The following is a 12227-nucleotide window of genomic DNA, read 5'->3' on the forward strand; positions in this document are numbered from 1 at the left end:
CTCGGGACATTCCCGGCCAGGATAGGCAGGCGCCGCGACCCCTCGCGTCACTCGCACCCTGGGGATAACCTGATCACCTGTCAACGGCCCTGGGGCAGTGCGACAGTGCCGCTCAGGGGGAGCAGGAGGCCGTGATGCGCGATCGCGCACATCTCATCGAGCTGCCCGACGGGACGGCGGTCTGGGCCCGGGTCTCCCGGCTGGACGTCGCCGGGACGCCGGACGAGGAATTTGACGACGTGGGGGCGTGGGACGCGCTCGGGGCGCGCGTCGAGGGTCTGCGGGAGCTGGTCGGCGGGGTGGCGGCGAGCCTGCGCGAGGCGACGGAGCGGGTGGCGCCGGACGAGACCAGTGTGAGCTTCGGCGTGGAGGTGTCCGCCAAGCCCGGCCGGGCGGTGGCGCTGCTCGCGGACGGCGAGGCCAAGGCGAACCTGTCGGTGACGCTCACGTGGCGGAGGGACCGGACGCCCGGGGAGGGGGACGGGAGCCGGAACCGGACCCCGGACGACCCCGAGAGCGGCGGCCTCGCGCCGGGCGACGGTCGGGGTGGCGCCCCCGGGCCGGGTGCCGGGCGGCGTGACCGCCGAGGGCCGCGCGATACGGGTGTGTGATGGCGGCCCCGGAAGACGGTCACGGCCCCGGGCGGGGTGAGCGTGAGCGGTACGCGCACATCCTGGGCCATGCGGGCCGGGCCACCGTCGCCATCCGTCCGGCGCCCGGTGTGCGGCCGGCGCCATTGTGGGGCAGTGGGGTGTTCGTCGCCCCCGGGTGGGTGCTGACCTGTGCCCACGTGCTCGCCGGCGGTGACGGTCGGCGCCGTGCCACCGGCCCGGGCGGGGAGGTCGGCGTGGCGTTCGGCGGACGGGTGGTCGCCGCGCGCCTGGAGTACGACCTGAGCCGCCCGGCCCCCGTACGGGCGGCCACCCCGCCCTACGAGGCGGCGGGGGAGGAGAGACCGGACCCGGGCGACGACACCCGTGAGGCCCCCGGGAGCTTCCCGGACCCGGTCCCCGCCCCCGACCCGGCCGCCCGCGTCGACCTCGCGCTCTTACGGCTGCTCGATCCGGGCACGGCACACCCGTGCGCCTGGATCAGTGATCAGCCGGCCGCGCTCCTGGAGGACGCGTTCATCTTCCGCGGGCACGAGCACCCCGGCGGGGCCACCGCGGCGGGGGCGGAGAGCGGCTCCGCGTCCGTGCACCCCTTCATCGCCGTCCGTTTCGGCGCCCGCGACGCCCGCGGCCTCCAGTTCGGCACCGACGTCCGCGTGACCCCGGGCGCGTCCGGCGGGCCGCTGCTGGACTGCGACCGCGGCGAGGTCGTCGGCATCGTCAAGGGCAGCCACCGTGAGGACCGGCTCGGCCTGGCGGTGCCGGTCACCGAGCTGCGCGGGCTGGCGCCGCACCACCTCGTGCCGGGCGCCACCGGTCTCGGTGACGATCCGTATCACGCGCTGATGAGCCTGCACGACCGCTGGCACTGGACCGGCCAGGACCTGGGCGGTCCGGGCGAGCCCACGTGGTTCGACGCGCAGCACGCGATCATGGCGGGGCGCGGCCGGCTGTGGGGCGTACAGGAGCGGTTGCAGGCGCTCGATCTGCTGGCGGCGCTGCCCGCGCCGCGCGACCCGCTGGTGGTGGCCGCCGCGGTCGCCGAGGCGCTGGGCCGCGCGGATCCGGAGGGCCGTACCGGCCGGGCCGGGCCGTGGACGCTGCGGACTTGGCGGGACGGGCACGGCGCGCTCTACCAGGGCAGCGACCCGTACACCGAGCTGTGTGCCTTCGTGCACTACCTGCGCATCGTCGCGCAGCGCACGGTCGACGAGGCGCGGGAGGCCCCCGGGGACGAGGGCGCCGCGATGCGCGCGGCGGCCGAGCGGCTGGAACTGTTCGTGACGGCCAAGGCGGTCGTGCTGCTGCCCAGGGACCGGGAGCGGATCGGCCCGGTACGGCGCCGCCCCGACGCGCTGCTGGTGGAGTTCGAGCCGCTGTTCTACGACGACGCCGGCGGGCGGCAGCTCTTCAACTGGTCGGTCAGCGAGGGGTACGGGCAGGGCCAGTGGCAGCGGGTGGAGATCCAGGAGTCGCGGGACGGGATGACGTTCGAGCAGGCCTGTGACGAGGTCCTGCGGCGGCTCGGTCCGCGGCTGCTGCGGGCCGACGACGCGGCGGGCGGCGCCCGGGTGCGCCTGGAGGTCGCGGTGCCGGAGGAGCGCTGGCACACGCCGGCGGACCGCTGGCGGGTGCCGGCCTCGACGCGCCGTGCCGCCCGGCTGCGCCCGCTGGGCCCGGCGCGCGCGGTGGTACTGCGCGACCAGGGGCGCCGCCAGGAGGTGGACCCGGCCTGGCTGCGGCGCTGGCAGGGTCTGAAGGCGGCGGGGCGGCTGACCGCGCTGCGGGTGCCGGCCGGGGCCCGTGCGTCGGTGTCGGGGCTGTCGCGGCTGCTGGAGGAGGCGGACGAGGGCGCGGTGCCGGCGCTGTGCCGGTCGGTGGCGGGCGGGACGGGGCTGGAGGCCGTGGGCTGGACCCTGGACACCGGCCATCCGGTGGCGCTGTGGCTCGCGCGGGGGCACGACGAGCGCGACTGCGACCGGGTGTGCGACGAGTTCCACCGGGAGGTCTCGCAGCTCCTCGGGGCACCGAAGTCGGTGGCCGAGATCCCCGAACTGGTGCGGGAGCTGCGTGCCAAGGCCGCGGAGGGCGGCGTCTCCTGGGCCCGCGACCTCGTCCTCCTCTACGACGACCCGGGCAACCCGATACCCCAACTCTTCTCCGGTTCCCTGCAATTGTCGCCTCCGTGATGCCCCCGAGACCGGAAAACGCCCCGTATCCTTCCGTCCGGCTGGCTACTGTCCTAGCGTCGTGAGAGATTGCTAGGGGGACGGGTCCGGGGAGGGCGGGAAGCGGATGCCGACGCTTGCCGGGGATGCTCTTCCGCGGCCCCTTCGCCCCTGCCCGATGGCCGGCCGGCGACGAGGAGTTCCGACGTGAGCGACTGGCTCATCTACCGTGGCGCGGGGGCTCCGCACGACGGCATCGAGCAGTTACCGCCGCCCCCTCCGTGGCGGGATTTCGACGGCGGCCCGCTGGTGGCGCCGCCCGCCGCCCTCGATCATGCCTCCGAGCGCAGGCTCGGCGTGCAGCGCCGCGAGGCCAGCTACCACCGGCCGGGCGAGACCGAGCGCGAGCTGGTCAACGCCGCGCTCTACCTGCGCCGCCCGCTGCTGGTCACCGGCGCACCGGGCAGCGGAAAGTCCACCCTCGCGCATTCGGTCGCCTACGAGCTGGGCCTGGGCCGGGTGCTGAACTGGTCCATCGTCAGCCGCAGTTCGCTGCGCGACGGGCTGTACGAGTACGACGCCATCGGCCGCCTCCAGGACCTCCAGATCGCCCGCGCGTCCCTGCCGCGGCCCGGCCCGGGCCCGGCGGAGGGGCGCCCGGAGCCACAGGACGAGCCGGGCGGCGGCATCGGCCGCTATGTGCGCCTCGGTCCGCTCGGCACGGCCCTGCTGCCCGCCGCGAAGCCGCGGGTGCTGCTCGTCGACGAGCTGGACAAGAGCGACATCGACCTGCCGAACGACCTGCTCAACGTACTGGAGGAAGGGGAGTTCCGGATTCCGGAGCTGGAACGGCTGGCCGGATCCGCCCCCGAGGTTCCGGTGCTCAGCGACGACGGCGGCCACGTCACCGTGCGCGACGGCCGGGTGCGCTGTCGCGCCTTCCCGTTCATCGTGCTGACCAGCAACGGCGAGCGGGACTTCCCCGCCCCGCTGCTGCGCCGCTGCATCCATCTGAACATCCCCACGCCGGACAAGGAGCGGCTCGCGGACATGGTCCGGGCGCACTTCGGCGAGGGCGCGGCCGCCGATTACGAGTCGCTGATCGACCGCTTCCTGGACCGCGAGCCCGGCGACGTACGCGCCGTCGACCAACTGCTCAACGCCATCCACCTGACGCAGAAGGCCGGCTGGGCGGACGAGGACGAGGAGGAGACGCGGCGGCGCCTGACGGCCGAACTGCTGCGGCCTCTGGATCGGACCAGGTGACCCGCGGTGCCGGCCGGCGGACCGGGCTTCGGCCCTCTCGGTGAGATCGTCGCGCGGCTGCGCGCGGCCGGGCTGCCCGCCGACGCCCGCTCCCTGGCGGACGCGCTGTGGCTGGCCCGGTGGATCACCCCCACGCCCTCCGGGGACGACGGGGAACCCACCGACGGGACCGTTCCGGCCGCCGGGCAGAGGCCAAAACCGGCCACATTCTCCGTGGACCCCCGCAGCCGTGAGCCGGCCCGCGACACGCCGTCCCGTACGGAGCCCGCCGCGCGCGACCGCCCCCGCCGGCCGGAGGTGGACCTGCTGCCCGCGCAGGACGACCGCGCCCTCGGCCCCGGCCAGGGGCGGCTGGGCGAGGTCGGCCTCCCCGTCGCCTCCGCCTTCCCCGGACTGCTGCCGCTCCAGCGCGCCCTGCGGCCGGTCCAGCGCTACCACCCGCCGGTCACCCCGGCCGTCCAGGAGCTCGACGAGGACGCCACCGCCGACCTCTCCGCCCACGCCGAACTGATCATCCCGGTGCTGCGCGGCGTCCGCCGCCGCGCGGCGAGCCTGCGCCTGTTGATGGACGGCTCCTCCTCCATGGCCGTGTGGGAGCAGATGCTGCACGACCTGCGGCAGGTCTGCGAACGGGTCGGTGCCTTCCGCGACGTCACGGTGCACTACCTCCACCCGCACGGCGACGAGGTCGGCGTCGCCGCCGGCCCCGGGCGCGACGCCCCGCTGCGCCCCGCCGATCAGCTCCACGACCCCACGGGCCACCACCTCACCCTCGTCGTCAGCGACTGCGCGGGCCCGCTGTGGCGGGACGGCCGCCTCCAGCGGCTGCTGTACCGCTGGGCGGCCGACGCGCCGCTCGCCGTGGTGCAGCCGCTGCCGCAGCGGATGTGGGCGCGCACGCTGCTCCCGGCCGCCGCGGGCACGCTCGTACGCCGCCAGGGCCCGTACAGCGCCCTGGACTTCGAGCCCGCCCGCCGCCGTCGTACCCCGCCCGCGTCCGGCCGTCCGCGGGACGGCGCCCGCGAGCGCGCCGTGCCGGTCCTGTCGGCCGCGCCCGCCGCCCTCGGCTCCTGGGCCCGGCTGGCCGCGGCCGAGGCGGGCCTCTCGCTGCGCGGCGCCGCCGCCGTCGTACGCGGTGACCACGGCCTCGGTACGGACCTCACGCGCCGCGTGGAGCACACCGAACCGGACCGCCTGGTGCGCGAGTTCGAGCAGATCGCCTCTCCGGACGCCCGGCACCTGGCCGTCCACCTGTCGGCCGTCCCGCTCGCGCTGCCCGTCATCCAGCTCGTCCAGCGCGCCATGCTGCCCCAGACCGGCCCGGCCGAGCTGGCGGAGGTGCTGCTCAGCGGCCTGGTCGAGCAGGTGCCCGACCCGGCGGCGCCCGGCCGGGAGGGCGCGGCCGGCGGCCCCTGGTACGAGTTCGTGCCCGGCGTACGGGACGAGCTGCTGGGCCGCCTGAGCGCCGGAGAAGCCGCCCTCGTCCTCAAGCACTGCTCCCTGTACATCGAGCGCACCTTCGGCCGCAGCGCCCGCAACTTCCCGGCCGTGGCGGTCGCCATGCTCTCCGGCAGCGGCCGCGAACCGGCCACGGGGCAGCGTGCCGTGCCCGAGCCGTTCGCGCGGATCTCCGAGCGGGTGCTGCGCCGGTTCGAACCGGCCCTCAGGGCGCCCGTCCAGCTCCCGTACGCACCCGACGGGCCCGCCGCGGAGGGCGCCGCCCTGCTGGAGCGCTACGAACAGGGCGGCGCGGTACGCGATCTGATCGAAGCGGTACGCCTGCTGCGCGCCGCGGCGCGGCAACTGCCCGCCGCGGGCACCGACCTCGCCCGCGCGCTGCTGCACGGCTGGGCGGAGTGGCGGCAGCCGGACGCCCTGGAGGAGGCGGAACGGGCGGTCCGGGCGGCGGCGGAAGCCGTCGGCGGGGATCCGGCGCGGTCGCCGGACGGGGACGGCGAGGCACGCGTCAGAGCCCTGATCGTGCTCGCCCGGGTGCGCCACGCCGGCGCGCAGGAACGCGGCGCCGCGGGGTACCCGGACGGTGAACGGGGCGCGCTGGAGGACGCCGCGCGCCACCTGGACACCGCGTGCGGGCTGATGAGCCTGCTGGACCCCCGCGTATTGGAGAGCATGGTGCTGCGTACCGAAGTGCTGCGGCGGCTGGCCGCGCTGTCCCCGGCCCCCGGGGCCGACGGCGGCCGCCCCGACGACCCGCTCGACGAGGCCGAACACGCGCTGACCACCCTCCTCGAACAGTGGCCCAGCGGCGAACAGGTACCCGGCGAGATCTACGCCGCACGCGGCGGCGTCCTGCTGGACCAGGCCCGCCGCGCCGCCGGCGAGGAGACGGGCGCCGAGGCGCACACCGGAGCGCTCGCCCTGCGCGCCACCGCCGACCTGGACACCGCCACGGTCCTGCTGCGCCGCCGGGGCGGCTCCGCCGACCGCAAGATCTGCGAGACGCTGCTGGAACTGGCCCAGGCCCGTTCGCTGCTCGGCGCCGGCCCCGGCCCGGACGCCGTGCTGCCCGTCCTGGAACGGGCCCGCGCGCTCGCCCGCGAGCTGCGCGACCCGGCCCTGGAGGCGGAGAGCCTGAGCCGTACGGCCGCCGCGCACCGCGCCGTACACACCCGCACCGGCGACCCCGGCGCCCTGGACAAGGCGATCGAGGCGCTGGCCGCCGCCCTGCGCCTGACCACCCCCGACTCGCCCGAGCACAGCTCCCTGCTCGCCCGGCGCGGCGCGGCCCTGCTGCTGCGCGCACGCCTGGAGCCCCCCGGCGAGCAGGGCAAACGGCTGGCGAACGAGGCCGTGCACGTGCTGCGTGAGGCGCTCGGCCGGGTCGCGCCGAACGACCCCGAACTGGGCGCCCACCGCCTGCTGTTCGGGCGCGCCCTGCGGCTGCGCCATGACCGCCAGCCCTCGCTGGCCGACCTGCACGAGGCCGACTGGGTCCTGGAGCTGGCCGCGCGCAGCTCGCCCGGCCCGGCCGTCGCCGCGGAGGCCTGGCTGGAGGTCGGCGACGTCCAGCTCGCGCTCGACCGGCGCTTCGGCTCCCGGGAGCGGCACGACCGGGCCGCCGCGTGCTATCGCCGGGCCGCGGCCGACGCCGAGCGCGCCGGCAGCCCGCTGCTGGCGGCGCGCGCCCACCACCGGCGGGCCGGGGTCCTGGAGGACACGGCGGGGCCGCAGGCGGCGCTGGTGGCGTACCGGGAGAGCTGGGAGCAGTGGCAGCGCGCGTCCGAGGAGAACGGCCCCGAGGCCCGGCGTACGAGGGAGCGGATGCGCGCCCTGGACCCGTCCGAATGAACGGCTGACCCGGCCGGTCCGGGGGTTTCCGTGCTCGGGCGCGCGGGAAACACCCGTGCACCCGGCCCAGAGGAGAACAGCGTGGCGACAGTCCCCGTCACCGGTACGGCCCCGGCCGCACCGGCCGAGCCGTCCGGCCCGTCGGCCGAGCCGCTGCCGGACTTCGGCGGTGTCGATGTGGCCGCGGTGGCCGCACGGACGGGCCACCCGGTGCTGGGGGAGGTGGCGGCCCTCCTGCTGCGCACCTGGGTCCCCGCCGAGCGGGCGGTGGCGTACTACGACGACGGGCCGGGACCGACCGATCCCGGCGCCGTCCCGGAGCCGGCCGACCGCTGACCCCAAGGGCGCCGGCCCGGACCGGGCGACGGTTTTTGGGCAAGGGGGGCAGCGGATCCGGCCAGTTGCCGTTGCCGTGTGCATGTTCCCCGGTGGCCGAGCCATGTATGGCGGCAGCGGGCCGTCACCGGGGTGCCCGGACGTCGGACGCAGGCAGGGGGCGACGTCGTGGTGTGCCAGAGCCCGGACCGGGCCGTGTTCCCCTTCCGGCAGTTCGTCCTGAAGACGCACAGCCGCTGCAACCTCGCCTGCACCTACTGCTACATCTACACGGGCCCCGACCGGAGCTGGCGCGACCGCCCGCCGCACGCCCCGCCCGGCACCGTACGCCAGACCGCGCGGCGCATCGCGGAGCACGTACGCGCCCACCGCCTCGACGAGATACGCGTCGACCTGCACGGCGGCGAACCCCTGCTCACCGGCCCCGGGCCGCTCCTCGACCAGGCGGCCGCGCTGCGCGCCGAACTCCCCGCGGGCTGCCGCGCGCACCTGGGCGTCCAGACCAACGGCACCCTCCTCACCCCGGCGACGCTCGACACGCTGGCCGGCGCGGGCTTCCGCGTCGGCCTCAGCCTGGACGGCGGCACCCCCGGCCTCAACCGCCGCCGCCTGGACCACGCCGGCCGCGCCTCCTGGCCCGCGGCGTCCCGCGCCGCCCGGCTGCTGGCCGGCCGCCCCGGCGTCTTCGCCGGCATCCTGTGCACCATCGACCTCACCTCCGACCCCGCCCGGGTCTACGGCTCCCTGCGCGCCCTCGGCCCGCCGATGCTCGACTTCCTCCTTCCGCACGCCAACTGGACGAGCCGCCCGCCGCTGCCGCCGGGCCCGGCGGGCCGCACCCCGTACGGCGACTGGCTGTGCGCCGTCTTCGACCTGTGGTGGGCCGAGCGGGAGCCGGCCCCCCGGGTCCGCCTCTTCACCGAGATCATCGGCCTGCTGCTGGGCCGCCCCAGCACCAGCGAAGCGGTCGGCCTGTCGCCCGTCGTCGCGCTCGTCGTCGACACCGACGGCGCCATCGAGCAGGTCGACTCCCTCAAATCGGCGTACGAGGGCGCCGCCGCCACCGGCCTGGACGTCTTCCGCAACAGCTTCGACGAGGCGCTCCGCCACCCCGGGATGACCGCCCGCCGGCTCGGCGCGGACGGCCTGTGCGACCGGTGCCGCGCCTGCGCGCTGATGACGGTCTGCGGCGGCGGCAACTACGCCCACCGCTACCGGGCCGGCGGCAGCGGCTTCCGTAACCCGTCCGTGTACTGCGCCGACCTGGAACGGGTGATCCGGCACATCGCCGCCCGGCTCGACGCCGAGGTCCACATGCGGTGACCACGGCGGGCCGGTCCGCGCCCTGACCTCGCCGTACGTCAACTGGCTTACTGTGAATACGACCTGACGTGGCGTCGGCGCGCGGGAGGATACTTGGGCTATCGTGCCGAACAGCCAGCTCGCGCCCGCGCGAACCACCGCACACCGAGGAGGCGGTCGCATGGTCGATCAGTCCGTTACCACCGGCTCCGCAGAACACATCACCATCAGCTACGCGGGGTTCAACCGGCCGTGGGCGGCGTGGATTTCGCACCAACTGGAGCAGCTCGGCCACGGCACCACCATGCTGCGCTGGGACCCCCCGGCCGACAGCCCGCTCACCGAGGAGCTGGCCGGCCTGCTCGCGGCCGAGGGCCGCCTGCTGATGGTGCTCGACGACTGGTACTTCAAACTCGGCCCCAAGACGCACGACGAGTGGACGACCGCCCTCCAGGAGGTCGTGCCGGACCACGCCGACCGGTTCGCCGCCGTCAGCGTCGCCACCCAGCGGCTGCCCGCCACCGCCTCCGTGCTGCGCCCCGCCGACCTGCGCGACCTGGACGCCGTCGAGGCCAACCGCCGCGTCCTGAACCGCCTCGGCGTCCCGGCCGCCGGCCGGCGGCCCGCCGAGCCCGCGGCCAACGCGCCGCGCTTCCCCAACGACCCGCCCGAGATCTGGAACATCCCCCGCCGCAACAACCGTTTCACCGGCCGCGACACCGCGCTGGAGGAGCTGCACGGCAAGCTGGCGGGCCCGGTGCCCGGCCTCGGCCAGCCGCTGGAGACCCGGATCGCCCTGTACGGCATCTCCGGCGTCGGCAAGAGCCAGATCGCCGCCGAGTACGCCCACCGCTTCGGCAACGACTACGACGTGGTCTGGTGGATCAGCGCCACCAACCGGGGCGCGGCCCGCGAACAGCTCGCCGAGCTGGCCACCCGCCTCGGCCTGCCGGTCGGCCAGGAGCTGGGCGACCGCATCCGCGCCGTCCACGAGGCGCTGCGGGTCGGCCGTCCGTACCGCCGCTGGCTGCTGATCTTCGACAGCGCCGACGACATGGAGCAGATCGAGGACCTGGTGCCGGACGGCCGCGGGCACGTCCTGATCACCACCCTCACCCGGGACTGGTCCGGGTCCGGCAGCGCCCAGGAGATCGAGGTGCTGCCCTTCACCCGTATCGAGTCCGTCGCCTATGCGCGACGGCGCGCCCCGCGGCTGACCAACATGGAAGCCGACCTGCTCGCCGACGCCGTGCAGGACCTGCCGCTGCTGCTCGCCCAGACCGCCGCCTGGCTGGACGCCAACCCGATGGCGCCCAAGGAGTACATCGAACTGATCCGCCGCGGCGAGCCCAGCCTGGTCGGCATCCGCATCTCCACCGACTACCCGATGGCCTTCCAGACGAGCTGGGCCATAACGCTCAACACGCTGCGCGAACGCAGCCCCGCCGCCGTCGAACTGCTCAAGCTGTTCGCGTTCTTCGCGCCCGACGCGATCCCCGTGCCGATGCTCGCCCGCGCCCGCCGCGGCGACCTGCCCGAATACCTGGCCGACCTGGCGGCCGAGCCCATCGCCTGGAACACCGCCCTGCGCCGGCTGACCGAGTCCACCGCCGTACGCCTGGACTACCAGATCGCGCAGACCACGACGGACCCCGCCGTGGAGACCGCGCAGATGCACCGGCTCTACCACCGCTTCCTGCGCAGCGACATGGCGGAGGACGAGCGGGACGCGATGTCCGCCACCGCCTGCCGGGTGCTGGCCACCGCCGACCCGCAGAGCCCCTCCGACACCCGGACCTGGGAACAGTACGCCGCCCTCATCCCGCACCTGGAGCCGGCCGGTGTCCTGGACAGCCCGGAGACCTCCGTCCAGGAACTGCTGCTGAACTGCGTCGAGTACCTCCGGGTCCGCGGCGAGTACCGCATCGGCCTGCGGCTGTGCGAACAGTTCCTGTCCCGCTGGCGTACCCGCATCGCCCCCACCCAGCGCACCATGCTCGTCGTCACCCACCAGCACGCCAACATGCTGCGCAGGCTGGGGCGCTACCGGGAGGCCGAGGCGGTCGGCAGTGCCATCGTCGAGGAACTGTCCGCCGAACGGGAGTCCGGCGACGGCGCGCTGCTGCGCGCGCAGGACGGTCTCGCCGGCACCCTGATGGCGCTGGGCGCCTACGGGCAGGCGCTGGACATCTTCGAGTCGGTCGTCCGGGGCCGTACGGAACTCCTCGGAGCGGAGGCACCGCTCACGCTCTCCTCGCGCAGCAACCTCGCCTCCGCGCTCAGTGCCCTGGGCCGCTACCAGGAAGCGCTCGAACTCTTCGGCGAGGTCCTGCTCGTCTGGGAGCGCGAACTGCGCGCCCGGCACCACCTCACCCTCGGCGCCGCCTACTCCTACGCCCGCATGCTGCGCCTGCTGGGCCGCTACACCGACGCGCTGTCCCGCCAGGAGCTGAACGTACGGCTCTACCACCAGGTCATGGGCAAGCACACCCCGCTGACCCTGCGGGCCGAGCACAACCTCGCGCTGTGCCTGCGCCGCTCCGGCGCCGTGGCCCAGGCCGACGCGCTGATGGGCGACGTCGTGGAGCGCTCCCGCCGGGTGCACGGTCCCCGGCATCCGGAGACGCTCATGATGCAGGCCAACTACGCCACGTTCCTGCGGGAGCACGGCGACCTCGGGCAGGCCAGGGAACTGGGCGAGGAGGCCGCCGAGCGGTACCGCACCCTGGTCGGCGAGGCCCACCCGTACACGGTCGGCGCGCTCGGCAACACCGGCCTGGTGTGCTGGGAGTTCGGCGAGCGGGACAACGCGCTGGCCATCGCCGAGGAGGCACTGCGCGGCATGACCCGGGCGGTGGGCCCCGACCACCCCTGGACGCTGGGCTGCGCCCTGAACGCCGCCGGCGCGCGCAACCGCGTCGACGACGAGGAGAGCGCCGAGCGGCTGAGCCGGGAGACCCTGGAGCGCGCCAAGCAGGTGCTCGGCGAGACCCACCCGCTGACGCTCTCCGCCAAGACGGCGCTCGCCGACGACCTGCGGGCGCTACGGCGCGGTCAGGAGGCGTCCAAGCTGGAGCAGCAGGCCGTGCAGCAGCTCACCGAGACGCTGGGCGCCGAACACCCGCACACCCTCTCCGCGCGCCGCCGGCGCCGCCCGTACTGGGACTTCGAGCCCCAGCCGGTCTGACCGCGAACGGCCAGGGGCCCCGCGGCGAACGTCGGTCGTTCGCGGCGG

At 75.6% G+C, this 12227-nt stretch carries 7 protein-coding genes; all 7 read left to right on the forward strand.

The window, feature by feature from the left end:
* Positions 1 to 134: 134 nt before the first annotated feature.
* The 7 genes from ACH4EB_RS25905 to fxsT all read left to right on the forward strand — a co-directional run bounded on the left by ACH4EB_RS25905 (position 135) and on the right by fxsT (position 12179).
* Positions 135 to 611: a CU044_2847 family protein gene (locus ACH4EB_RS25905; protein ID WP_398350082.1), complete on the forward strand. Its 477-nt coding sequence runs from the start codon at positions 135 to 137 to the stop codon at positions 609 to 611.
* Entirely contained in the window at positions 611 to 2800 is a 2190-nt protein-coding gene (locus ACH4EB_RS25910) for a trypsin-like peptidase domain-containing protein (RefSeq protein WP_398350083.1), read from the forward strand. The genes ACH4EB_RS25905 and ACH4EB_RS25910 overlap by 1 nt, the downstream gene beginning before the upstream one ends.
* A gap of 186 nt (positions 2801 to 2986) precedes the next feature.
* Positions 2987 to 4045 (forward strand): AAA family ATPase, encoded by a 1059-nt coding sequence (locus tag ACH4EB_RS25915; RefSeq protein WP_398350085.1) that lies wholly within the window; start codon positions 2987 to 2989, stop codon positions 4043 to 4045.
* Positions 4046 to 4051: 6 nt separating this feature from the next.
* Positions 4052 to 7354, forward strand: a complete 3303-nt coding sequence (locus ACH4EB_RS25920) for an SAV_2336 N-terminal domain-related protein (protein ID WP_398350087.1) — start codon at positions 4052 to 4054, stop codon at positions 7352 to 7354.
* Between the two features lie 81 nt (positions 7355 to 7435).
* A complete protein-coding gene (locus ACH4EB_RS25925) occupies positions 7436 to 7690 on the forward strand; it encodes a YxD-tail cyclophane-containing RiPP peptide (protein WP_398350089.1) in 255 nt (84 codons plus the stop codon).
* A gap of 168 nt (positions 7691 to 7858) precedes the next feature.
* A complete protein-coding gene (locus ACH4EB_RS25930) occupies positions 7859 to 9013 on the forward strand; it encodes an FxsB family cyclophane-forming radical SAM/SPASM peptide maturase (protein WP_398350091.1) in 1155 nt (384 codons plus the stop codon).
* A 160-nt stretch (positions 9014 to 9173) separates the two neighbouring features.
* Positions 9174 to 12179, forward strand: coding sequence for an FxSxx-COOH system tetratricopeptide repeat protein (gene fxsT, locus ACH4EB_RS25935; RefSeq protein ID WP_398350092.1), 3006 nt, complete (start codon positions 9174 to 9176; stop codon positions 12177 to 12179).
* The last annotated feature ends 48 nt before the right edge of the window (positions 12180 to 12227 follow it).

The organism is Streptomyces sp. NPDC018045, from assembly GCF_044327445.1.
GTDB lineage: Bacteria > Actinomycetota > Actinomycetes > Streptomycetales > Streptomycetaceae > Streptomyces.